This window comes from Hyphomicrobium sp. LHD-15 (assembly GCF_031157355.1).
Classification (GTDB): domain Bacteria; phylum Pseudomonadota; class Alphaproteobacteria; order Rhizobiales; family Hyphomicrobiaceae; genus Hyphomicrobium_C.
Genome location: NZ_JAVIFT010000001.1, coordinates 315,067 through 338,213, shown reverse-complemented (window position 1 = coordinate 338,213; position 23,147 = coordinate 315,067). Strand labels below are relative to the sequence as shown.

The following is a 23,147-nucleotide window of genomic DNA, read 5'->3' as shown; positions in this document are numbered from 1 at the left end:
ATGTTTCTCTTCTCTCCCGCAAACGGGAGAAAAAAGCTCCCTACTTGAAGCTCGCGTCGACGATATCCGGCGCAAGCTGTCCGGCATGGAACGACGAACCCGTGTCGAGGTTTGAAACCGTCACCACGGCCGGGCTGAACAGCGACGCGTCGATCTTGTAGAAGTCGCCGTTGACGCTCGCGAAGATTTCCGCGAACGGCGCGCCGTAGATCGAGCAGGTGTTCGAGGGCAGCTTCTCGGCGAGATCCTTCGCGGCGTCGTCCGAGCCGCGCACGAACAGCTGGATACGCCCGCCGTAGATGATGGCGTCGTTGGTGCGCCCCATCGCCTTGACGAAATCGGGGATCGGCGGCGCGATCGGCGCCACGCCGTAGCCGTCGACGATATTGTTCAGATCGAAGTGCAGCGAATGCGCCTTGTGCAGCGCAACTTCGAGCACGCGAGCCGCGATCTGCACGGTCCCGGCGAGGCTTCCCGTCGGGGCGTAGAGCACAGTGAGATCGGCCGGCTTGATGCCGCAAGCCGTGGCGACTTTGGTTGCGACTGCAGGCGGCGGCGTGTTGTCGCCTTCGATGACGAGCGCGCCCTTGTTGTGCTGATCGGCGTAGCCGAGCTCCTTGTACAGTTCTTCGACGCGCGAAAGAGCGCGGGCCGGGCCGGAGCCGAGCGCGAAGAAGCCGCTGTCGTCGGTGATTGTCCAGCCGGCGTACTGGCTGCCGAGGCAGGCGACGACGGGATTGGACGAATGCACGATGACGCCGAGCGGCCAGCGCTCGAGGCCGGACGACGATGTCAGCGTGACGGTGCCGAGGCCGCCCATGCAGATCTCGCCGAGGCGACGGCCGGCTTCGAGCCCGCCCGGAACCTTCGAACCGAGATCGATGCAACGCTCACCGGCCTCGCCGGTAGTGACCGAGCAGCGAAGCGCTTGTGCGTTCGCGGCCAGTGCGTCGACAAGAATGCCCGCGCGCGCGTTGACGCTCGGCGAGAAGCCCGGAGTGCTGCTCATTGGAGAGCTCCTTTTTCGTTTGAATGGTCATACAGCAAAATTTCGAGAGCCCCCAAGCGCTGAACGCAGGCGGCTTGAACCTCGTCGACGGAAAGGCCTTCGGCGATAACGGTCGCGAGCGGCTGGCCAGCGCCGATGGTGCTGGCGGCACGCGGACGATCGGCGGCCCAATCCGGCCATTGGATGGCTGGAACCGAAAGAGCGCCGCGGTCGGCATAGAGAAACGCCGCGGCGCGCGCCACGGGCGGATGCCAGTCGGACGCGAGAAGCGAAGCCGGATCGCCGCCGCGCGAGGCTTCGACATGCGCCTTGAACAAAGTGCCAGACGCGTCGTCGAACACGTCGAGCGTCGCACCCGGGCGTGGGTTGACCTCCAGCAGCAACGGCTCGCCGTCCTGGACGAGATAATCGAATGACACGATCCCGCGGAGAGAAAGCGCTTCCGAAACCGCAAGCGACATCTCGATCAGACGTGCTTCGAGATCTTCGTCGAGCGGCAGCGAGCCCGACGCGCCACCGTAGCGGAACGGGCGGCGTGGAAGCGGGTTCGTCCACTGGCGGCTGGCGGCGAAAGCCGCGCTTTGCTCCGAGACGAGACCCATCAATGAAATGCTGTCCCCGGCAGCGCAGCGCTGGAAATAGCGGCGCGGATCGGGACGCGGCGTCGTCGGGCAGTTGTGAATGTGCAGCCCGCCGCTTCCGCCGATGCGCTTCATCAGCCAGCCTTCGCTCTGCTCCGGCGCATCGAGACGCGTCTCGGGATGGGGAACGCCAAGATCGTCGAGCACCTGAAAGAACTGCCGCGGGTCTTTCGTGCGCCGGATCGTCTCCGCATCGTTGCCGATGAGCCGGAAGCGATCGGCGAGCTTGGCGACCAGGCGCGGATTGCATTCGAAGCCCGCGCCGAGCACGAGCCCGATCGGCGGCGAGGGCGCGTCGGCAACGAGGCTTTCGAGGGCGGCGATCAACGGGCGCGCGGTGAAGCCAACTTGCACGCGGGCAGGCAGGCATCGCGCGGCATGGGCCAGCGCGATGGTGTCGTCATCGCCGAAGCAGTCGACGACGAGAGGGTTGTAGCCGGCTCGCCGCGCGGACGCTGCGAGCGCCCGCGCGGAAAAAGCCGCGATAAGGACCGTCTCCCCGGTCAAGCAACGAGCTGGCGGGCCAGCGTGAAGGCGTGACGGAAGTCGAGCGACAACGGCTCCTTGGAACCGATCATCTGCTTGAAGAGGCCGGATTCGGTTTTGTACTTGATGTCGCCGATCGCGAGCGGACCGACGCCGAGCACGTTGCTGTCCGGCAGCGGCGTGCCGTCCATGAACAGGTCCATGCCTTCGACGCCCGCCGGCGGAACGGCGTTGACGTCGGCGACGACCAACAGCTTGTTGGCGCTGGCCAGATGCTGCTTGGAAAGAACCTGCACGCCGGCTGCGGCGGCAGCGAAGATCACTTCGGCGTTGGCGATGATCTCGGCCTTCTGAGCATCGGTTTCGCCGGCGACGGCCTGGAGGTCGACGCCGAACCGCTCCTTGGAGACCTGGGCGGACTTGACCACGCGATCGAGGCCGCGATGGGCGACGAGCTGAACGTCAGCGCCTTCGAGCGCCGCGATGATCGAGGAGGCGAAGCCGACAACGCCGGTCGCACCGAACACGGCAACCTTGGTTCCCTTCCAGTCGCGGCCGAACTTGAACTTGAGCGCGCGCTCGACGCAGGCAACCATCGCGGCTGCGGTCGTGAACGAGCCGGCCGGATCGGCGAGCACCGAGAGCTGGAACGGCGGCACCAGAGCCTTGCGTGCGGCTTCGAGGAAATCGAGCGCCAGGATCGCATCCTTGCCGCCGACGAACACGCCCGTGTTCGCGCCGTACTCCGGCGGGCGCGAGAAGATCGCGTCCTGCACCAGTCCCGTCACTTCTTCCTGGGTCACATTGATGTAGGGAACGATGACCTTGTATCCAGCATCCGCGGCCATGTTCACGTCGAACGGGCTCATATGCTTCTGCGGCGAAAGCATGTGCAGGATGGGGGTGGCGTCGCTCATTAAGTCTTCTCCCGTTCACGTAAGGCGTTGCCGCTCTCGTCTTGAAATGGCGACGAGCAGCTCATCGGTCGGCCGCGATCGTTGCGCCGGCATTGCGCCCACGAACCACCGCGATTTCAAGGCCCATCGCTTTAGCGTCTCCGACTAAAGAATGATAGAGGCGGTCTGCCACATCTGGCGAGGGCACGAAACCGAAGCCGGTCGGCCCCCAAGAGGTCTGCCCGATGCCGGTTGCGCCGAGCTCGGCGGCTCGCTTCAGAAGCGCACCCACCGCGGGCGACGTCCACGGGCTGCCATCTTGCGCTGCAGCAAAATGGCCTCCAACGATGCGCTGGATTTCGGTTAACGCCGCCCCGAACGTGTCGATGTCGACTTCCTTGAGGCCGGGCACCAGCTGCATCAGCACGAGCCGGCACAGCCGATCCGCAAGCGCTTCGGGAAACGGGGGAAGAGCCGCGAAGGCTCTGGTTTCGCGATCGCCGTGTGCCCCTTGGGCGCGCGTATCGAGCACCAGCAGCACCCGCCACGCGTCCGGAAACGGCATTTGAATCAAGACCGGCGGGGGCTGGTCGAGCTTGCCGCGTCCGCCATCGACGATGAAGCCGCCGCCGTCGAAAGCGGCCATGCCGATCGCCGATCGCGCGCCCCGTCCTGCGAGGTCGCCGATCTGGCGCGGCGTCAGCTCACCCCCTTCGAGGCGCATGAGGGCGAGGCCGATTGCAAGGGCCAGCTGCGTGCCGGAGCCGAGGCCGGCGTGCGCCGGAATCGCCTGTTTGATTTCAATTCGGTAGTGACCCTTGAGCTTGAGAGCCTCGACGCAGCGAGCAAGCACGGTCAACGCGCGATCCTGCTCCGGCCCCGACGCCGAGGACGTGCTTGCGCGCTCGATGAAGATATCCGTGCTGGGCTGCTCGAGCGCGAGCCCGATGGAGCCGTAGCGACGGCCGAGACCGCCATTGAGATCGAGGAAGCCCAGATGAAGGCGCGCGGGCGCCGAGACGCTGCAGCCTCTGACCGGGTTGGTATCGTGCATCGCGGAGCGCTTCCTTGGAGGGGGACGTTCGCCGAGCCTAGAGCGCGATCGCAGTTCAGAAATATCCGCGCGCTAGGTCGGAGCGAGCTTTAACGCCTGATCGCCCGAGATGCGAGTGCCATCGCGCCATGGGCTGCTAGCTGAGGCTGCATTGCGCGCCGTTTCTGCGTGCGTCTCGAGACTTCCGTTAACGATGAGAGGGCCGGAACCGTTTCCGGCCAGCCCTGACCAACGCGGCCAGCGCGGCGCCCAGCTTGCCGTTGAAAATGCAATCAAATCGAAGCCTAGCTTGGATATCAAACCCGATTCCTCAGGAGCGGAATAGGTTCTGGACCGCCACCTCGCCAGCTTCTATCACTCTCGCGAGCCCGCGCCGATTTCCGACGAGAAGCACGGCGAAACAAGGGCCTACGATGTGACACGGGACCGGTCTCAGCGTATTTTTCCACGATAGGATTGAGGAGAGAGCAACATGAGCACCCCCCGTGAAAAGACACTGACCGAGGCCGAGGTCACCAAGTGGTTGTCCGAAAATCTACCTCATTGGCGCCTTGAGGACGGCTGGATCCGCCGCACATACAAAACCACCAGCTGGAAGGGCACGTTGATGGTGATCAACACCGTCGGACATTTGGCCGAGGCCGCCTGGCATCACCCCGATATCACGGCGTCCTATGCCTGGGTCGAGGTGCGCCTGGTCACCCATTCCGCAAAGGGCATCACCGAAAAGGATCTGACGCTCGCCAAGAAGATCGAGGAGGTCGTTCACTGGCAGCCCGGCAAGGATGGCGTCCTCGAAGGTACGCCCGCCGGAGATCTGCGCTTCTCGTATATCAAATACGATTGATCGAACGTACGGCACGCATCCGGAAAGCGAACGCATCATGACGCAAGCGGCGGCCCGCGCGCGCACGGGGTACGATGCCATGATCGGCCTCGGATCGAATGTCGGCGACAAAGCAGCCAACATTCGTCAGGCCATCGGCTTGCTGACCGAAGCCGGTGATATTCGCGTCGTGCGTGCCTCCCGTCTTTATCGGACCGCGCCTTGGGGCGTGACCGATCAGGACTGGTTCGTAAACGCCTGCATCGCCGTGGTCACGGATCTGTCTCCGGAAGCGCTGTTGGCACGCTGCCTCGGCGTCGAGCAGGAGATGAAGCGTGTGCGCGAAACGCGCTGGGGTCCGCGGATCATCGATGTCGACGTGCTGACTTATCGACATGAGACGCGCGATACTCCGGAGCTGATCCTCCCGCATCCGCGCGTCGTCGAGCGCGCGTTCGTGCTGGTGCCGCTGATCGAGATCGCGCCCGATCTCGAGATCGCGGGGCACCCGCTGGCGCATTGGCTTTCGCGCCTGGACGCGAGCGACGTGGTGCCCTTTGAAGAAACGAGGGCATGATCGCGATCAATGAAATCGATTGTGCTTCGCATAAAAAGAACGCCGCGGATGTTGTCATCCGCGGCGTTCGAAATGAGTAAAGCTTGGAGTGCTTACTCCTTGCACGTCGACTTGATGTAAGCCAGCAGGTTCACGCGGTCTTCTTCGTTCTTGATACCGGCCGGGAAGATCATCTTGTTGCCCTTGATGACGGCATCGTCCTTCTCCATCCAGTGGAGCAGGTTCTCGTCCGTCCAGGTGATGCCCGAGTTCTTCACAGCGTCAGAATAGGCAAAACCTTCGTGATGGCCAGCTGCCTTGCCGGCAACGCACTGGAGCGACGGGCCAAGACCGTTCTTGGCTTCAGCGCCGATCTGGTGACAAGCCGCGCACTTCTTGAAAACACCAGCACCAGCTTCAACGTCCTGTGCGGACGCAGCAAAAGGCGCAGCCACCAGCGCGGCGGCCACAACAACCCACTTGAGCATCTTCCGATTCCTCCGAAAACGTATCCTACCTAGGCTTGTCAGACGGCCTCCCGTCCAAATCTGACAAGCCTCTCATACTGGCAAGTTTTGCCTGAACCAGGAGTGAACAAGTTGCCGCACCCCGGCTCCGCAAACAGCTGTACTTGACCGGTAAGATCAGCTCAAGACGCGTTATGCGTTTCCGGCTTTTTTGCTGCACCGCCCACACGCCGGTAGATGAACTCCGGTACGTTCGGGTTGTGGCTTTCCACTTCCGCGACCGCCTGCCATTGGGCGTGCAGCGGAGAGAGCGAGCAGGCGGGGTCGGTGTTGGTCGCGTCGCCAGTCAGGGCGAAGGCCTGGCAGCGGCAGCCGCCGTAGTCGATTTCTTTGCGCGGGCAGCTCCGGCACGGCTCCTTCATCCAGGATGTACCGCGGTATTTCTGGAAGGCTTCACCGTTGAGCCAGATGTCGGCGAGCGGACGATCCTTGATGTTGTCGAACGGCAAGCCTTTGATCGATTCGGCCGCATGGCAGGGCAGCACCCGCCCCGACGGCGTCACGTTGACGATGCCGCGCGCCCAACCGCCCATGCAGGGCTTCGGGAACTTCGCGTAGTAGTCCGGCACGATGGCGTCGATGACGATCACGCCCTTATACTTCTCGCGCGCCTCTTCGACCTGCTTCGCCGCGACCATGAAAGCTTCGCGCGTCGGCATCAACGAAGCGCGGTTGACGAGCGCCCAGGCGTAATACTGAACGTGAGCGATCTCGACCCGGCCCGCGCCCATCTCGACAGCGAACTCGATCATCCGCGGCACGTTGTGGATGTTCTGGCGGTGGATCGGGCAGTTGATGGTGAGCGGCAGGCCGTGTTCCTTGACCCATCCCGCGACCTGGATCTTCTTTGCCATGCCGCCCTTGTAGGCGGCGATGCGATCGGCGTTCTCGGGGTCTACGTCCTGCACCGAGAGCTGCACGTGATCGAGCCCGACCTCGACGAGCTTGGCGAGCCGCTCACGCGTCAGCGTTACGCCGGCCGTGATGAGGTTGGTGTAAAGCCCCACATCTGCCGCGACCTTAACGATCTCCTCGAGATCCTTGCGCGCCGTCGGTTCGCCACCAGAGAGATGGATTTGAAGTACGCCGAGCGCGGCCGCCTGGCGCATGACATCCTGCCATTCCGCCGTCGTCAGCTCCGCGTTGACGCGCTCGAGCTCGACCGGGTTCGAGCAGTACGGGCATTGAAGCGGACAGCGATGAGTAAGCTCGCACAGCATGCCGATCGGCGCCCGCGCGCAAAGCGCCGGATCCGGGCCGGGATCGGGCGCGGCCGAGCCGTCGGCTGTGCGGGCGCACACCGGCATCGCCGTCTCGGTCACGTGGGTCGGTGCGATCTCGTTCATGGTCGCTTCCTCTTTCTTCCGGGGCGCGGCTAAGCCTTCACCAGCACGCCTTTGTCGGTAAGGTCTTGGAGCATGGTCACGATGTCGTCGGTCACTACCTCAAGTGGGGCTTGGTACTCTTGAGACAAGTCTAGAGCGATGTCGTTCACGGAACGTTGTCCGTCGAGTTTCTTCAGAACTTCGACAGCCGTATCGTCGGGATTGAACACGCGTTCCGGCGCCAGGATGATCCAGCGCCCGCGCCCCGCGTCGTGGCGCAGTTTGACGTGCCGCGGCAGCACGAGCTTGGTCTCGCCGGTTACGATCAACCGGGTCGGCGTGCTGCGGGGCTCGGACGTCTCAGACATTCAGCGTCTCCGGCCTGAAGGCGCCGGGCGGAATCCATCCCGGTGCCACGTATGCGTGGTGCAGCGCATCAAGTTGTGCCCAAAGCACATTGCACTTGAAGCGCACGGCTTCGACGCAGGCCTCCTGCTCCTCGCGGGTCTTCGCGTGCGTCTTGATGTAGCTTAGCGCGAAATCCGCGTCAGCCGGAGCCTGAACGAGCCTCTTCTTGAAGTAGGCCATCACCTTGTCGTCGATGAAATCGTAGTTTTCGAGCATGCCCGCGATCCGCTCCTTGTGGATCTTGGGCGCGAACAGCTCGGTGAGCGATGATGCGACGGCCACCGTGAGCGGCTCTTCGCGCACGAACCGCACGTAGGCTTCCACCGCGAACCGTGTCGCGGGCAGCGCGCCGCTCATGCCTTGCACGTAGTCGCGATCGAGGCCGAGGGCATCGGTGAGAACGAGCCAGCGTTCGATTCCGCCCGGGTCTTCGCCGTATCCGTCGTGTTCGAGTACGCGATGGATCCACTCGCGCCGAAGCTCGCGGTCGAGCACGCGGCTGACGAGCGCGGCGTCCTTGCGCGGGACCGCCGATTGATAGCAGTAGCGATTGAGCGCCCAAGCCGCGACCTGCCCCTTGTCGAGCTTGCCCCCGTGCAGAAGCTTATGGAACGGGTGCTTGTCGTGATAGCGCTCAGCGCCGACCGCCTGGATGGCGGCTTCGAATTCGTCCGGGCTCCAAAGCGGCCCGGCGGTGTTGCCAGAACGACGCTCGCTCATAGCCTGATCTCCATTCCGTCATAGCCGACCTCCCAGCCGGCGGCTTCCGTTGCGCGGCGCTCGGGCGAGTTGTCGTCGAGCACCGGGTTGGAATTGTTGATGTGAACATAAACCTTGCGCGCGACGCCGAGCGGTTCGAACGCGGCGATCGAGCCCTCGGGCCCGGAGATGCTCATGTGGCCCATGCGCTGGCCGGTCTTCTGCATGAGGCCCTGCTTGATCATCTCGTCGTCGGTGTAGAGCGTGCCGTCGAAGAACACGAGCGGCGCACCCTTGAGACGGCTCGCGAGCTCCGCGTCGACGACCGCACACCCCGGCACGAAGAAGAAGTGCTTGCCGGTCGCGGGGGCCGAGATCTTGAGCCCGATGGTGTCGCCGTCGCGGCTACCGTAGTTGTTCGAGGAAGCGCCGCTTTCGAGATAGAGCGCGATTTTGCCGGGGACCGGAAACGCCTCGACGACGAGGCCGGTGTCACGCCCTGCGCCTTCGATCGATGTCGGCACGCCGAATTGGAAGCTCCGCCGCACGACGACATCCGGATTGAGAACATTGAAGATCGAGTTGGCCGAGAGCGTCGCGAGCACGCGGTCGGCGCCGTAGATCGAAAACGGCTGCAGCTCGCGCAAATTGAGCAGGCCGGCGATGAAATCGACATCCGCGCCAGTCAGCACGACGGCCGCGATCGGACTGTTGCGCAGCGGACCATCGGCCCGCGCGCCGAGCGCCGGTGTTTCGTTGATCTGTTGGCGGAGATCGGGCGAGGCGTTGAGCAACACCCAATCTGAACCGTTCGCGGAAAGCGCGAGCGAACACTGAGTCCGGGCCCGAAAACCCGGCTTTCCAGCTCTCACCGCGGCACTGTTGCGACCGTTACAGTTCCACTGGGGAAAGCCGCCGCCAGCCGCCGCCCCCAGGATCCTGATAAGCATGTATCTTTTCGCTTTGAAGCGGCGTGCCTCGCCGAAAGCGGCGCCGCGAACGTGAAGACCGGCCTAGGTCGGATCTCATGACCGCCGTGTCATGAACCGGCCGAAGGCCACAAACACCCCCAACAGATGAGCATAAGCGCGAACCCGTCAACCCCTGGCTGACAGTCTGCCTCTCAAATGACAACGGCGGCCGAAGCTCTCGACCGCCGCGTCAGAACTGCTCAAACGCGTTGCGAGCGGATCGATTAGATGAGGTCGATCTCAGCCGGCAGGTAGCTCGTGACTTCGAGGCCAACTTCCTGCTCGCGAACTGCGGGCTTGGTCCAGATCTTCATGATGGTTTCCTCCTTAAAATGCGCCAAGCTGCTTTCCAGAAGGAGCGCCCCGCCAAGGGTCCCCCACCGAGTTGGTCAGTCTTGCTTTTTGACCCTCTCAGTCTGCGGATCGAGCCCAGCTTGTCAAGCGCGATCACTATGGAAATACGTAACCACACTCGGTCTGCGGATCAAAGTAACAGTGCGTCACGACTTCGTGTGGCACCGACCAAAGTCTGGCGTCCAGTCTATGGACGGAAGGGTGTCCGCGGTGGGATTGAGCAAGCGCAGCAAAGCGGCTGAAACCGTCCGGCTGCTTAGCGCTTGAAGGGCACAAAACCGGCGCGATTTAAGAGGCTCCTCTGCAATCACAGACTAGTACGGCGAGCCGTATCGGAATGACATTGCGATCCTTCGGTCGCGACCTTAAACCCATGGAAAAAATTTCTACGTTGGTGTATCTCCGGCGATCTGGATTTGGCAGCCTGTAGGACCGGCTTTACGAAAGGCTGCTAGTGTGCTTCGGGAAGGGGCCTTCTCGCACATAAGCGAGGAGAGGACCCGGTTTTCCAACCGGAAGCAGGATCCTTAAAAACGCAGGGTGTTTGCGCGCTGGATTGCGGAAGCAACCTGTAGAAGTCCGAGCGCGATTGCGAGAGAAGAAAAAGCAATCGGGTTCCTGGGGTGTGATGGAGGAGGAGCGGGTGACCGCGGTGCCGTTTTTGCCGAAGAATGCGCCGTTCACGGCCGAAGATATCAATGTGCTGAACCAACTCGTTCAGCGCTCGACGCCGTTGCAGCGAAGCTGGCTATCGGGCTTTCTGGCCGGATTGGATGCCGCCCAGGGGCAGGTCGCGGCAGGAGCCGTCGCGCCGGCACCGGCCCAGCGTCCGCGCCAGCCGCTCACTATTCTTTACGGCAGTGAATCCGGAAACACCGAAACCCTGGCTCTCAAAGCCAAGAAGCTCGCGGCCAAGCAGAACTTCGACGCGCGCGTCGTCGACATGGCGGACGCCGATCTCGCCACCATCGCCAAGTCCAAGAACCTGATCGTCTACATCTCGACCTGGGGTGAGGGCGATCCCCCGCAGCGCGCGGCTGATTTCTACAAGGCGCTGATGGCGGAGGGCGCGCCGCGCTTCGAGGGCGTGCGTTTTGCCGTCCTGGCGCTGGGCGATACCGCCTACGTGAATTTCTGCCAGACAGGCAAAGAGATCGACAAACGGATCGAAGCCCTCGGCGGCACCCGCGCCGCCGACCGCCAGGATCTCGACCTCGACTTCCAGAAGGCCGCGGCCGCCTGGACCGACAAGGCGCTCGAAACCATCGCGCCGGCTGATGCCGCAGGCTCCGCGACCGTCGTCCATGTGGATTTCAAGGCGCCGGTCTCCGCCGACGAAGATGACGAGCCGCGTTTCACCGCCGAGAACCCGGCCGAGGCTGAGATCACGGCGTTGATCGATTTGAACGGCACCGGCTCGACGCGCGAGACTTGGCATGCCGAGTTCACGGTCGAGGATCCAGGCTTCGTCTATAAACCCGGCGATGCCATCGGCCTCTACCCCGAAAACGATCCCGATCTCGCCGAGGATCTCCTGAAGGCAGTCGGCCTCGCCGGCAGCGCCGACCTCAAGAAGAAGCTCGTCGAGAATTACGACATCACGACGCTGTCGCGTCCGCTGGTGGATGGCTATGCCAAGCTCACCGGCAGCAAGGGCGTTGCAAAGCTTCTGGAAGAGGGCGAACTCGCGCGCTTCTCGGCCGATCGGCAATTGATCGACCTGTTCGAGACGTTCCCCGAGAAGCTCAGCGGCGAGCAGTTCACGAAGCTGCTGCGGCCGTTGCCCGGGCGTCTCTATTCCGTCGCCTCGAGCCAGAAGGCGCATCCCGGCGAAGCCCACCTGCTGGTCGGAACCGTCCGCTGGTCGTCCCACGGCAAAGCCCGCAAGGGCGTGACCTCCACCTATCTCGCCGATCGTTGCAAGGTCGGCGGTAAGGCGCGCATCTACGTGAAGCCGAACCGCCACTTCGGCCTTCCCGCCGACGGAGACCGCCCGATCATCATGATCGGCGCCGGCACCGGCGTCGCGCCTTATCGCGGCTTCATCGAGGAGCGCGCGGAGAACGGCGACAAGGGCAAGAGCTGGCTGTTCTTCGGCGAGCGCAACTTCTCTTACGACTTCCTCTATCAGCTCGAATGGCAGGACCATCTCGCGTCCGGCGTGCTGTCGCGCATCGATGTCGCCTTCTCCCGCGATCAGCCGGAGAAGATCTACGTCCAGACCAAGCTTTGGGAGCGCCGCCAGGAGCTGTCGAAGTGGATCGACGACGGCGCGCACATCTATGTCTGCGGCGACGAGAAGGGCATGGCCAAGGACGTCGACGTCACGCTGGCCCGCATTCTCGCCGAGACCGCCAAGGGCGATGAGGAGGCAGGCCGCGCAAAGCTCAAGGAGCTGACCAAGGCCGGCCGCTATCAACGCGACGTCTATTAGAGAAGGCAAGCGGCACGCGGCAATCGGCACACGTAACGCCCCGCTTGCCGATTGCCTGTTGCCCAATGCCGCCTTCACTGGATTTTTCCCAATGACCGACAAACGCGCAAAAAACGAATTCCTCAAAGAGGAAAGCCACTTCCTTCGCGGAACGATTGCCGACGGGCTGTCTCACGTCGAGACCGGCGCGATCTCCGAGGATGATACGCAGCTCATCAAGTTCCACGGCTCCTACATGCAGGATGACCGTGACGTGCGCGGTGAGCGTGCAAAGAAGAAGCTTGAGAAAGCCTTCAGCTTCATGATCCGCCTGCGCTTGCCGGGCGGCCTCGTGACGCCGGAGCAGTGGCTCAAGCTCGATGACATCGCGAGCACTTACGCCAATGGCACGCTGCGCCTCACGACGCGCGCGACCTTCCAGTACCACGGCGTGATCAAGGCCAACCTGCGCCGCACCATGCAGGCGATCAACGGCGCCTGCCTCGACACCATCGCCGCTTGCGGCGACGTCAACCGCAACGTGATGTGCGTCGGAAATCCGTTCTTCTCGCCCGTCCATGCCGCTGCGGCCGACTTCGCGCGCAAGGTCAGCGACCACCTGCTGCCGAAGACGAGCGCCTACCACGAGATCTGGCTCGACGGCGACAAGGTCGAGGATCTGTCGCGTCCGGCTGTCGTCGATACCGAGCCGCTCTACGGAGTTCACTACCTGCCGCGTAAGTTCAAGATCGTGATCGCCGTGCCTCCGCACAACGACGGCGACGTGTTCGCGCATGACCTCGGCTTCATCGCCATCACCGATGCCAAGGGCCAACTCGCCGGCTGGAACGTCAGCATCGGCGGCGGCATGGGCATGACTCATGGCGAACTCGATACCTTCCCGCGCACCGGTGACGTGATCGGCTTCTGCACGCCCGAGCAGGCGGTCGACGTGGCCGAGAAGGTCATGCTCGTGCAGCGCGACTGGGGCAATCGCGAATTGCGCAAGAACGCGCGCCTGAAATACACGGTCGAGCGGTTCGGCGTCGACAAGTACCGCGCCGAGGTCGAGAGCCGCCTGGGCTACAAGCTCGGCGAAGCGCGTCCCTTCAAGTTCACGTCGATGGGCGACCCCATCGGCTGGTATCAGGGCCCCGACAAGAAGTGGCACCTCGGCCTCTTCATCGAAGCCGGCCGCATCAAGGACTGGCCGGATAAGCGCCTGCGCACGGCAATCCGCGAGATCGCCAAGGCCGGCGGCGTGACCTTCTCGGTCACCGGCAATCAGAACATCATCATCTGCAACGCCAGCGCCAAGCAGAAGTCCAAGATCGACGCCATCCTGAAAGCACACGGCGTCGTCATCGAGACGTCGTCGGGCTTGCGCCGCAACTCCATCACCTGCGTTGCTCTGCCGACCTGCGCTTTGGCCTTGGCCGAGGCGGAGCGCTTCCTGCCGGAGCTGATCACCACGCTCGAGGATAGCCTCGACAAGGCAGGCCTCCGGCAAGAGGACATCGTGATCCGCATGACCGGCTGCCCGAACGGGTGCGGGCGCCCGTACATGGCGGAAATCGGTTTCGTCGGTCGCGCGCCGGGGCTCTACAACCTCTATCTCGGCGCCGCTCACGACGGCACGCGTCTGAACAAGCTCTATGCGCAGGACATCGGCAAGGCGCGCATCGTCGAGCTGTTGGAACCACTGTTCCTGCGCTTCGCCAAGGAGCGCGAGGAGGGCGAGCGCTTCGGAGACTTCGTGATCCGTATTGGCGCCGTGAAGCCAACCCTCGGCGGCAATACCTTCCACAGCGACATCACGCTCGTCTGAGCGCCGCCAGGCTCACGTTTTCGTCCTCGGGTTTGTCCCGAGGACGGCAAGCGCGGCCCTAAAGCTTCGAAAAAAGCTGATACGCCGCGAACACCAGGATCGCGGCGAGCGTGGCGCGCAGGAACCATTCCGGCAATCGCCCGGTGAGGCGTGATCCGATCGCGATGCCCGGCAGCGAGCCCGCGAGCAAAAGCCCGAGCAGCGTGAAGTTCGTGTTCCCCATGCCGAGGTGGCCAAGCCCGGAAACCAGCGTCAGCGGCACTGCGTGCACGATGTCCGTGCCGATCAGGTGGCGCGTCTTGAGCGCCGGATAGAGCAGCGTCAGAACGACGACGCCGATCGCGCCGGCGCCGACCGAGGTCAGCGTTACGATCGAACCGAGCACGAGGCCGAGCAGCAGCGTCGGCAGCGGGCGGATCGGATGCTGCGGGGCCTCCAGCGCGTCCTTCCATTTGCCGCGCGTGATGAACGGATAGATCAGGATCGCGATCGAGCTCAGGATCAGGGCCGTTACCAGCGCCGTCTTGATGACATGCGCCATCACGGCGAGATCAGGTTCCAGCCACTCGATGAGCGCGAGCATCGCGATCGCGCCGGGCACGCTTCCGGCTGCGAGCCAGCGAACAATCCGCCAGTTCACGTTGCCGAACGCGTGATGCGGTGCGGCGGCCGATGCTTTCGTGATCGAGGCAAACAGCAGATCCGTCCCGACCGCGAGCGCCGGCTGCACGCCGATGTGCGTAATGAGGAACGGCGTCATCAGCGAACCGGCACCGACGCCGGTCATGCCGACGAGAAACCCGACACAGAAGCCGCCTGCGATGATTTGCGGCCAAAGCGAGAGCATGGAAGCGTCGAACATCGGAACCCGGATTGGCGAGATGATTACTGCAGCGTGAGATAGAGCGTGCGGAGGCTGAGCCCGATGACGACGCATCCGACGACGAGCATCAGCAGCTTTGCGGGAACGTGCTTGGCAGCGAGCGCCGCGAACGGAGCCGCGATCACGCCGCCAACGACGAGCCCGGTGATGATCGGCCACAGACCGAGCCCGATCGTGAAAAAGAATGTCACTGAGATCGTGAGGGTGACGAAGAACTCGGCGAGGTTGACCGAGCCGATCGCGTAGCGCGGTGTCGCGCCCTGGCCGAGCAGGCTCGACGCCACGATCGGGCCCCAGCCGCCGCCGCCCATTGCGTCGAGCAGTCCGCCTGCGAACCCGAGCGGCGCGACGGAGCGCGGTTGCGGCGCCTCGAGCGGTCGGCGGACAAGCGCCTTCCAGATGATGACGAGGCCGAGCAGCAGCAGATACACGCTGATGTAGGGCTTCAGCGTGTCGCCGTCGAATTCCGAAAGGGCATAGGCGCCGATCGCGCCGCCGATCATACCCGGTACCGCGAGACGCCAGATCAGCTTGCGATCGACATTGCCGAGCTTCCAGTGCGCGAGCCCGGATGCGCCCGTGGTGAAGGTCTCCGCCGCGTGCACGCAGGCGCTGGCGGTCGCTGGCGGAACGCCCGCGCTGAGCAGCACCGAACTCGCGGTGACGCCGTAGGCCATGCCGATGGCGCCGTCGATCATCTGAGCCACGAAGCCGATGATCACGTAGAGAAGGACTTCATCCATGATGGTGGGCAGCGCTTCCGTTATTGCTGCCAACCGATAGCAAAGATGCTGCGGCGTGACGATCAGGAAATTCGCGGCCGAGACCGCGAATTTCAGTTCGTTGCGCTATGGCTAAATCGAATAGTCGGGCGGAGTCTCGATCTCGACGTTGATGCCGGCGGCCCTCAGGATGAGGGCGACCTCGTTCGCGCGCCTGCGGAACTCGGCTTGCGTTTCCGGTCTGTCGCCGAGATCGGAGTTGAGACCGCGCTCGAGCACCGCCCGTTTCAGCACGAACGTGTTCTCATCGGCTTCGGCGGCTTCCGGCTTTGCGTTCGTAACGATGCCGCCCGCGATCGTCGCACCCGTGATCGCATCGACCAGCATGAAGCTCCCAGTTTCAGGCGCTTCGCCGAAGGTGTCGAGCGCGGTGGCCCGCCCAAGCGCGATTTCGCTGATCGCGATATCGTTCGTCGAACACACCTCGGAAGGATGTGTCTCCAGCGTTTCGAGATCGAGAAGTGCACGAATTTTCAGGTTTGAGACGGGCGTCAAATCGGTTGCGGTGCGCAGGAGGTAGGACCCGCGTGGATCGAAAGCCGTCTCGCTGAGCCATACCATGCGGGTCTCGATGACACGCGCAACAGTTGGGCGCGCATCGGCCTTGGAGAGAACGGCGCCACGCGCGACGTCGATATCGATGTCGAGCTGAATTGCCACCGCCTGTCCCTGCGAGGCCTGCTCGAGATCGCCGTTCATCGTTGCGATGCGAAGAACCTTCGCGGTCCGCTTGGAGAGTGCGTCGACCACCGTTTCGCCGACCCGCACGCTTCCGCCGCTGACCGTTCCGGCAAGGCCGCGGAAATCGTTGCGGCTGTCACGAAGCACCGTCTGCACGGGGAAGCGGAACGGGCCGGTGGGCTCGGTGACGCGGCTCGGGAGCTGCTCAAGGTACTGAAGCAGCGTAGGCCCGGTATACCAGGGCATGTGTTGCGAGGCGCTCGCGACATTGTCGCCCGAGACTGCGGCCGTCGGAATCGCCGTCGCCTCCCAGAAGCCGAAACGCCACGAGAAGGTCTCGAAGTCCGCCTCGATTTTGCGGAAGGCCGATTCCGACCAGTCGACGAGATCCATCTTGTTGACGACGAGAATGACGCGCTTCACGCCGACCAGGTCGAGGATGGCGGCATGACGGCGGGTCTGCTTCTTGATGCCATGGCGCGCGTCGATCAGCAGGATGGCGACGTCGGCGTGCGAAGCGCCCGACGCCATGTTGCGCGTGTATTGTTCATGGCCTGGGCTGTCGATGACGACGATGCGGCGCGTTGCGGTGTCGAAATAGCGCCACGCGATGTCGATCGTGATGCCCTGCTCGCGTTCAGCGACGAGGCCGTCCATGAGCAAGCTGAAATCAGGATTGCCGCCGTCGACCTTCTTGCCGCGCTCGAGCGTTTCGCGCTGATCGTCGTAGAGGTCCGTCGCGTCCCACAGCAGGCGCCCAATCAACGTCGACTTGCCGTCGTCGACCGATCCGCAAGTCAGAACCCGCAGCATGCCGGAAAGCTCGGGCGCGATCTTCGAGAGATCGGCGGGGGCTGCGGACGTGCTCGTCTGGTCGGAGACGACCTTCAGCGTCTTCGACTTCTTGGCCTTCTCGGTCGAAAGGGCGTTCGGATGCGCGGACATTAGAAGTACCCTTCCTGCTTTTTCTTCTCCATGGCACCGGCCTGGTCGTGATCGATCAGGCGGCCCTGGCGTTCGGAGGTTCGCGCGCCGAGCGTTTCCGCAACCACGCTTTCAATCGTGTCGGCATCGGATTCGACGGCGGCGGTCAGCGGATAGCAGCCGAGCGTGCGGAAGCGCACGCGCCGGTTCACCACTTCTTCGCCGGGCTTCACCGCAAGGCGCTCGTCGTCCTTCATCAGAAGCTGGCCGTTGCGGATGATCGTCGGACGCTCCTTGGCGAAGTAGAGCGGCACCACGTCGAGCTTCTCGCGCAGGATGTAGCGCCACACGTCGCGCTCGGTCCAATTGGAAAGCGGAAACACGCGCACCGTTTCGCCGGCGCCAAGGCGTCCGTTCAGAAGGCGCCACATCTCTGGGCGTTGCCGGCGCGGATCCCAGCGGTGTCCCTCGGCGCGGAACGAGAAGACGCGCTCCTTCGCGCGGCTCGCTTCCTCGTCGCGGCGTGCGCCGCCGAACGCGGCATCAAATCCGTATTTGTCGAGCGCCTGCTTGAGCGGCACCGTTTTCATCACGTCCGTGTAGATGGAAGGCGCGTAATCGATCGGGTTGATGCCCTTCGCCGCGCCGTCCTCGTTGGTGTGAACGATGAGGTCGAGATCGAAATCGCGGGCCGTCTTGTCACGGAACGCGATCATGTCCCGGAACTTCCAGCCGGTGTCGATGTGCACGAGCGGGAACGGCAGCTTGCCGGGCCAGAACGCCTTGCGCGCAAGATGCAGTAGGACGGTCGAGTCCTTGCCGATCGAGTAGAGCAGCACGGGCTTGCGGAACTGCGCCGCCGCCTCGCGGAAAATGTGGATGCTCTCGGCTTCAAGGAGATCCAGATGTGAAACGGCCTGCGTCATGCCTGCGCCTCTTTCGACTTCGGGCGGTTATGCAGCCCGCATTCCTTGCCGTCTTCGTTTTCCCACCACCAGCGCCCGGCGCGGATGTCTTCGCCAGGACGGATCGCGCGCGTGCACGGCTGGCAACCGATCGACGGAAAACCGCGCGCGTGGAGCGCGTTCACCGGCACGTGGTTCTCGGCGATGTAGGCTTCGAGCTTTTCGAGGCTCCAATCGGCGAGCGGGTTGAGCTTGACCAGCGCGTGCTCCGCATCCCAGACCGCGAACGGCACGTGGGCCCGCTCCGACGACTGATCGCGACGCAGGCCCGTCAGCCAGCCGGCCGCGCCTGCGAGCGCTTTGTTCAGCGGCCTGACCTTGCGCACGTCGCAGCACGCCTTGCGCGCTTCGACCGACTGGCGAAAACCCATGATGCCGTCGCGCGCGACCAGAAGCTCGACGTCGGCGGCATCCGGAAACGCCACGCGGATCTTGAGCGGCGCATAGCGCAGCTCGCTCGCTTCCAGCGTCTCCAGCGTTTCGGGGAAATGGCGCCCGGTATCGAGCGTGAAAACGTCGAAATCGCGCTTGGACGCCGCGATCGCGTGCAGCACGGCCTGATCTTCGAGACCGAGGCTGGTCGAAAACGCAACCCGACCCGGGATGGCGTCGGCAATGGCGGCGAGGCGATCGACGAGGTTGTCGATATTCGGCAGCGCAGCATCGAGCTGGGCGGCAAGCACCCTCCCGGCCTCGTCGCGCAAAGCGTCCTGCTGTGTGAAATCTTGATCTTGCGGGGCAGAATGGCCCGCAGCCGCCCCGGCGATGCCACCGGCGCGCGCCCGAACTTGTGAATTCGACATGAAATCCTCCGATGGGCGGAAACTAATAAAATGACGTTCTTAAATAAAGGGGGTCGCAGAAATAAAAATAGGATGTCATTCCGCAGGGCTAGACATGAAGAAAAATTGTTCTCCAAAGCGCCGGTTAGGAACGCTTTCTTGCGCAGCAGCACGGCGAAGGATGTGAGCCCCTCGGGAGTGCCCTGATCTACGTCGTTTACCAGGCACCCGTGTTGGGCATCGAAGCCCAGGGTTCGGCCGGGGCGAGGGCTGCCCCTTTCTGCAAAAGCTCTATGGAAATCAGGTCGGGAGATCGGATGAAGGCCATGCGCCCGTCGCGCGGCGGACGGCTGATCGTGACGCCGCCGGCGGCCAGTTTGGCGCAGGTCGCGTAGATGTCGTCGACCTCGAACGCGAGATGCCCGAAGTTCCGCGCCGAGCCGTAGTCCTCGGGATCCCAATTGTAGGTGAGCTCGATCAGCGGGGCCCAGTCCGCGTTGGCGCGTGCCTGATCGCTGGGGGCGGCGAGAAACACGAGCGTGAACCGGCCAGCTCGATTTTCGATGCGCCGGATTTCAACCAGACCGAGCAGGCCGGAGTAGAAGGCGAGGCTCGCTTCGAGGTCCCGAATGCGGATCATGGTATGAAGATAGCGCACGTCGATCCTCCAATGTTGCATAAATAACACGAATACATAACGTGAACACCCGAAGCCGCGCACCGCAAGCACCAAGGATCACACGCATTTCGGGATCGAGGCCGTCCAAGGCCCACTTATCCCCACGTCGTCCCCGTTCGGTTCGGGGCCATCAAATCACCTTCGGGGTCGCTTCTAAAGCGCCATCGGCGGGCTCCAGCGAGGCGAATCACCTGACGGGGTTTGAGCCGGTTCTGAGCGATAAACAGGGTTCGTCCAGAGCGTCGGGATGACAAACGTCAGACGGCGACAAGAAAATTTCCGCAACATTGGAATACTAAAAAAGGGTTAATGAAGTCAGTTGTTTGCAGTTCGGATCTCATGTGGACACCTCGTGCGCTGACACCGTCTAGAACTGTTGCAATGAGCCGAGGGGCTAGGCGCAGGCACCTAAGGTGATATTCTTCGACCGTCACTGAAACGCAGCCAGTCGATGTTGAGGGCAAAGGCTGTATTCGCGGATCAGAGACGCATCAATGTTCAACGTAGGCCAAGTAAGGCGGGGTAAAATTATGGGGGATTCCAAGCTACCTCCGGAGTTTCCGGGCGGCGGAGTATTGGCTGAAGGCGATCTTGAACGCCTGGAAGAGGGTGGTCTCGAAGTATTCGAGATCGCTGGAATCATTAAGTGGTTCGACGTCGCCAAGGGGTACGGCTTCATCGTTCCTGACAATGGACTGACCGACGTGCTTCTGCACGTCACGTGTCTCCGCGCCGGCGGGTATCAGACCGCCTACGAAGGAGCGCGCATCCACTGCCAGGTTCTGCGCCGCCCCAAGGGAATGCAGGCATTCCGCATTCTCTCGATGGACGAATCGACGGCCATTCACCCGTCTCTGCTTCCGCAGCGCACTCACGTTCACGTACAACCTGAAAGCGAGTGGGAGCGCGTCATCGTCAAGTGGTTCAACCGCGTGCGCGGTTTCGGCTTCCTGACGAAAGGCGAGGGCACTCCGGACATCTTCGTCCACATGGAGACGCTGCGCCGCTTCGGGTTCACCGAGCTTCGGCCCGGCCAGACCGTCCAGGTTCGCTGGGGCATGGGCTCCAAGGGCTGCATGGCAGCCGAGCTCCGGCCCGACGGCTCGACCACTGGGATCACGTCGTCCCACTAAAGCTTAGGGATGGGGAGCCCGTAGCGGGCTTCCGATCCTGAGAGCTGGTGATAATCTGCCGCTTCGTTATTCGGGGTGTGCCATTGGCGATTTTGGGCCCATGGCCGCTTCGTTTGCTCCCGGAGCCGGATAGAGAGATGAGCAACACGCGTTATGGAAGAGGGGCTGCCGTCGGGGCGGCCCTTCTCGCTATTGCAGCCGCAAGTGCCGGAGCGGTCCTCTGGGCCGACCAGCGCGCTTCCAAGGAAGCCGCCGAAGGCAAGGAAACGGCGGTCCACGCGGAACGTCTGGAGCTTGTCACCGCGAGCGGCGTTCACGCTCTCGACGTCGAGATTGCCGCGACGCCGGAAAAGCAGGCACTCGGTCTCATGTTCCGCACCAGCCTGCCCGACAGCAAAGGCATGCTGTTCCAGCACGACACGCCGCACGAACTCACGATGTGGATGCGCAACACCTACATCTCCCTCGACATGGTCTTCATCCTTGCCGACGGGACGGTGCACCGGATCGAGACCCGGACCGAACCGCTTTCCGAACGGATCATTTCATCGGAGGGACCGGTCGCGGCGGTACTCGAGATTGCCGGTGGAGCGGCCGAGCGGATGGGCCTGAAGGCGGGCGATAAGGTGCGTCATCCCTATTTTGGATCGCCACCAGCGCGCTGACCCTGGGTTGCGCAAGCCATGACAACAAGGCTCGCGACACCGACAAAATTACACTGGCGGCCGCCAATTTAGGGAAGTGCGTCGACGTGGTGCTGCACCGCCGTTGACCGCAGGATGGAAATACCCTTAGAACCGGGGCTCGATGCATCGGGGCGTAGCTCAGCCTGGTAGAGCGCCTGCTTTGGGAGCAGGAAGTCGGGAGTTCGAGTCTCTCCGCCCCGACCATTTGTTTCAACGGCTCTCTTCATCAAGAAGGGAGCTCGTTGTGCAAGAAACTTTTGGCCGTTGCACAAACTGCGTGCCTCATTCTTCTTACCGCGCTTCGAGCGCTTACTTTCAGCAGCCTCCCATTTGAGAATTGCTGCAGCCGCCAAGCGCCGCTGGTTCACCTGTTTCGCATAGTGCTCGATCATCTCGCGCGACTGTCCTGTGATGGCAGGTTGTTCAGCATCATCCGTTTCGTCATTCGAAAGCGGCCGCGCAATTAGTTGCTTTATTTCGGACGAGCGCTTGATCTCCGTGCTGTTTGAATAAGCTTGTCAGTTTTAGTTTCTTTGTTGCGTGTCGATTTTGTTCCAGCCTCCAGCGCAGAGACGGCGCTCGCCGTCGTCGCGTCGGGGCTTCTCGCAAGCTCCCCGCTTCTGTTCACATCCAATCGGGAGCTTTTATGAGATCGGCATTTCGCCATATCCTGTTGACGGCTGGCGCCGTCGCTGTCGCCGCAACGGCGGCTTTCGCTCAGTCGGCAGACACTTATCCAAACGCTCCGATCAAGCTGGTGCTGCCGCTCGGTGCGGGCGGTGCCACGGACAATCTGGCGCGCGTCTCATCGGGGCCGGTCGAAACCAAATTCGGACAGCCGATCGTGATCGAAAACCGACCCGGTGCCGGCGGGTCGCTGGCCTCTGCGGTGGTCGCGCAGTCTGAGCCGAACGGCCAGACGCTGCTGTTCGCGAACTTCGCCACCCACGCCGTCACGCCGACGTTGTTCACCAACTTGTCCTACGATCCCGTCAAGGACTTCAAACCTGTGACGCTGATCGCCTCGCAGCCGCACTTCGTATTGGTCAACCCCGACCTCGGCATCAATACGCTCGCGGAGTTGATCGATTACGCCAAGAAGAATCCCGGCAAGCTCAATTTCGCGTCTGCAGGCGTCGGCAGTCCGCTCCATCTCGCGGCCGAATACTTCAAGATCAAGGCCGGCGTCGATCTCGTGCACGTTCCCTATAAGTCGAGCGCACCGGCGTTGCTCGACCTGATCGCCGGTCGCGTGCAGGTGTTCTTCGACAACGTGTCGACGGCGCTTCCCCACGTTCAGGCCGGCAAGCTCAAGGCCCTGGCGATCACCAGCTCCAAACGCTCGCCGCTTGCGCCCGAGATCCCGACGGTTGCCGAAGCTGGGCTTCAGGACTTCGAGACCTATGGCTGGTGGGGCGTGGCCGCGCCGGCGAAGACGCCACCGGCCGTGATCGCGAAGCTCAACGCGGCCTATGTCGAGGCGCTCAAGTCTCCCGAGGTTTCGAGCAAGCTCGCAAGCCAGGGCTATGACGTGATCGCAAGCACGCCCGAGGAGTTCGAAGCCTATATCGGCAAGGAAATCACGAAGTGGGCGCCGGTCATCAAGGCCGCCAACCTGAGCCCGACGAACTGAGACGGC

23 protein-coding genes and 1 tRNA gene are annotated in these 23,147 nt (G+C 63.0%); 8 read left to right on the top strand and 16 right to left on the bottom strand.

The window, feature by feature from the left end; translation table 11 throughout:
• Window positions 1-40: 40 nt before the first annotated feature.
• The 4 genes from mch to RCO24_RS01500 form a co-directional block, all read right to left on the bottom strand.
• Window positions 41-1,009, bottom strand: coding sequence for a methenyltetrahydromethanopterin cyclohydrolase (gene mch, locus RCO24_RS01515; RefSeq protein WP_308959591.1), 969 nt, complete (start codon window positions 1,007-1,009; stop codon window positions 41-43).
• On the bottom strand, window positions 1,006-2,157 hold the full coding sequence (locus RCO24_RS01510) for an ATP-grasp domain-containing protein (protein WP_308959590.1): 1,152 nt from the start codon (window positions 2,155-2,157) through the stop codon (window positions 1,006-1,008). Before RCO24_RS01510 ends, mch begins: the two co-directional genes overlap by 4 nt.
• Window positions 2,154-3,053 (bottom strand): methylenetetrahydromethanopterin dehydrogenase, encoded by a 900-nt coding sequence (locus RCO24_RS01505; protein ID WP_308959589.1) that lies wholly within the window; start codon window positions 3,051-3,053, stop codon window positions 2,154-2,156. The genes RCO24_RS01510 and RCO24_RS01505 overlap by 4 nt, the downstream gene beginning before the upstream one ends.
• Window positions 3,054-3,114: 61 nt before the next feature.
• Complete coding sequence (locus tag RCO24_RS01500) at window positions 3,115-4,086, bottom strand: beta-ribofuranosylaminobenzene 5'-phosphate synthase family protein (protein ID WP_308959588.1); 972 nt, start codon at window positions 4,084-4,086, stop codon at window positions 3,115-3,117.
• A 472-nt stretch (window positions 4,087-4,558) separates the two neighbouring features.
• Here RCO24_RS01500 and RCO24_RS01495 point away from each other — a divergent pair, with 472 nt between their 5' ends.
• Window positions 4,559-4,933 (top strand): 4a-hydroxytetrahydrobiopterin dehydratase, encoded by a 375-nt coding sequence (locus tag RCO24_RS01495; RefSeq protein WP_308959586.1) that lies wholly within the window; start codon window positions 4,559-4,561, stop codon window positions 4,931-4,933.
• A 37-nt stretch (window positions 4,934-4,970) separates the two neighbouring features.
• On the top strand, window positions 4,971-5,489 hold the full coding sequence (gene folK, locus RCO24_RS01490; protein WP_308959585.1) for a 2-amino-4-hydroxy-6-hydroxymethyldihydropteridine diphosphokinase: 519 nt from the start codon (window positions 4,971-4,973) through the stop codon (window positions 5,487-5,489).
• 92 nt (window positions 5,490-5,581) lie between these two features.
• On the opposite strand, the gene RCO24_RS01485 is transcribed toward folK, so the two are convergent.
• The 6 genes from RCO24_RS01485 to pqqA all read right to left on the bottom strand — a co-directional run bounded on the left by RCO24_RS01485 (window position 5,582) and on the right by pqqA (window position 9,712).
• Window positions 5,582-5,956 carry a cytochrome c family protein gene (locus RCO24_RS01485; RefSeq protein ID WP_308959584.1) on the bottom strand — a complete coding sequence of 125 codons (375 nt, stop codon included), beginning with the start codon at window positions 5,954-5,956 and terminating at the stop codon, window positions 5,582-5,584.
• Window positions 5,957-6,117: 161 nt separating this feature from the next.
• On the bottom strand, window positions 6,118-7,341 hold the full coding sequence (pqqE, locus tag RCO24_RS01480; protein ID WP_308959583.1) for a pyrroloquinoline quinone biosynthesis protein PqqE: 1,224 nt from the start codon (window positions 7,339-7,341) through the stop codon (window positions 6,118-6,120).
• A 29-nt stretch (window positions 7,342-7,370) separates the two neighbouring features.
• Window positions 7,371-7,688: a pyrroloquinoline quinone biosynthesis peptide chaperone PqqD gene (gene pqqD / locus RCO24_RS01475; RefSeq protein WP_308959581.1), complete on the bottom strand. Its 318-nt coding sequence runs from the start codon at window positions 7,686-7,688 to the stop codon at window positions 7,371-7,373.
• The gene (pqqC, locus tag RCO24_RS01470; RefSeq protein ID WP_308959580.1) at window positions 7,681-8,448 is read right to left on the bottom strand and encodes a pyrroloquinoline-quinone synthase PqqC; all 768 of its coding nucleotides are present in this window, start codon (window positions 8,446-8,448) and stop codon (window positions 7,681-7,683) included. Before pqqC ends, pqqD begins: the two co-directional genes overlap by 8 nt.
• Entirely contained in the window at window positions 8,445-9,377 is a 933-nt protein-coding gene (pqqB, locus tag RCO24_RS01465; RefSeq protein ID WP_308959579.1) for a pyrroloquinoline quinone biosynthesis protein PqqB, read from the bottom strand. Before pqqB ends, pqqC begins: the two co-directional genes overlap by 4 nt.
• A gap of 245 nt (window positions 9,378-9,622) precedes the next feature.
• A complete protein-coding gene (gene pqqA / locus RCO24_RS01460) occupies window positions 9,623-9,712 on the bottom strand; it encodes a pyrroloquinoline quinone precursor peptide PqqA (protein WP_041921595.1) in 90 nt (29 codons plus the stop codon).
• Window positions 9,713-10,380: 668 nt separating this feature from the next.
• Here pqqA and RCO24_RS01455 point away from each other — a divergent pair.
• Both RCO24_RS01455 and RCO24_RS01450 read left to right on the top strand, forming a co-directional pair.
• Complete coding sequence (locus RCO24_RS01455) at window positions 10,381-12,186, top strand: flavodoxin domain-containing protein (RefSeq protein ID WP_308960870.1); 1,806 nt, start codon at window positions 10,381-10,383, stop codon at window positions 12,184-12,186.
• Window positions 12,187-12,277: 91 nt separating this feature from the next.
• Window positions 12,278-13,993 carry an NADPH-dependent assimilatory sulfite reductase hemoprotein subunit gene (locus RCO24_RS01450; RefSeq protein ID WP_308959578.1) on the top strand — a complete coding sequence of 572 codons (1,716 nt, stop codon included), beginning with the start codon at window positions 12,278-12,280 and terminating at the stop codon, window positions 13,991-13,993.
• Window positions 13,994-14,051: 58 nt separating this feature from the next.
• Here the strand turns inward: RCO24_RS01450 and RCO24_RS01445 are convergent, their stop codons facing one another.
• The 6 genes from RCO24_RS01445 to RCO24_RS01420 all read right to left on the bottom strand — a co-directional run bounded on the left by RCO24_RS01445 (window position 14,052) and on the right by RCO24_RS01420 (window position 19,668).
• Complete coding sequence (locus RCO24_RS01445) at window positions 14,052-14,855, bottom strand: sulfite exporter TauE/SafE family protein (RefSeq protein ID WP_308959577.1); 804 nt, start codon at window positions 14,853-14,855, stop codon at window positions 14,052-14,054.
• A 23-nt stretch (window positions 14,856-14,878) separates the two neighbouring features.
• The gene (locus RCO24_RS01440) at window positions 14,879-15,619 is read right to left on the bottom strand and encodes a sulfite exporter TauE/SafE family protein (protein ID WP_308959576.1); all 741 of its coding nucleotides are present in this window, start codon (window positions 15,617-15,619) and stop codon (window positions 14,879-14,881) included.
• 111 nt (window positions 15,620-15,730) lie between these two features.
• Window positions 15,731-17,284, bottom strand: coding sequence for a GTP-binding protein (locus tag RCO24_RS01435; protein WP_308959575.1), 1,554 nt, complete (start codon window positions 17,282-17,284; stop codon window positions 15,731-15,733).
• Complete coding sequence (cysD, locus tag RCO24_RS01430; RefSeq protein ID WP_308959574.1) at window positions 17,284-18,189, bottom strand: sulfate adenylyltransferase subunit CysD; 906 nt, start codon at window positions 18,187-18,189, stop codon at window positions 17,284-17,286. The genes RCO24_RS01435 and cysD overlap by 1 nt, the downstream gene beginning before the upstream one ends.
• Window positions 18,186-19,031: a phosphoadenylyl-sulfate reductase gene (locus RCO24_RS01425; RefSeq protein ID WP_308959573.1), complete on the bottom strand. Its 846-nt coding sequence runs from the start codon at window positions 19,029-19,031 to the stop codon at window positions 18,186-18,188. The genes cysD and RCO24_RS01425 overlap by 4 nt, the downstream gene beginning before the upstream one ends.
• Window positions 19,032-19,227: 196 nt before the next feature.
• A complete protein-coding gene (locus tag RCO24_RS01420; RefSeq protein ID WP_308959572.1) occupies window positions 19,228-19,668 on the bottom strand; it encodes a VOC family protein in 441 nt (146 codons plus the stop codon).
• A 551-nt stretch (window positions 19,669-20,219) separates the two neighbouring features.
• Between RCO24_RS01420 and RCO24_RS01415 the strand changes: the two genes are divergently transcribed.
• The 4 genes from RCO24_RS01415 (at window position 20,220) to RCO24_RS01400 (ending at window position 23,141) form a co-directional block, all read left to right on the top strand.
• Window positions 20,220-20,822 carry a cold-shock protein gene (locus tag RCO24_RS01415; RefSeq protein WP_308959571.1) on the top strand — a complete coding sequence of 201 codons (603 nt, stop codon included), beginning with the start codon at window positions 20,220-20,222 and terminating at the stop codon, window positions 20,820-20,822.
• A 137-nt stretch (window positions 20,823-20,959) separates the two neighbouring features.
• Entirely contained in the window at window positions 20,960-21,487 is a 528-nt protein-coding gene (locus RCO24_RS01410) for a DUF192 domain-containing protein (protein WP_308959570.1), read from the top strand.
• Between the two features lie 148 nt (window positions 21,488-21,635).
• Window positions 21,636-21,712 (top strand) — tRNA-Pro (locus tag RCO24_RS01405).
• Between the two features lie 442 nt (window positions 21,713-22,154).
• Complete coding sequence (locus RCO24_RS01400) at window positions 22,155-23,141, top strand: tripartite tricarboxylate transporter substrate binding protein (protein WP_308959569.1); 987 nt, start codon at window positions 22,155-22,157, stop codon at window positions 23,139-23,141.
• Window positions 23,142-23,147: the final 6 nt, after the last annotated feature.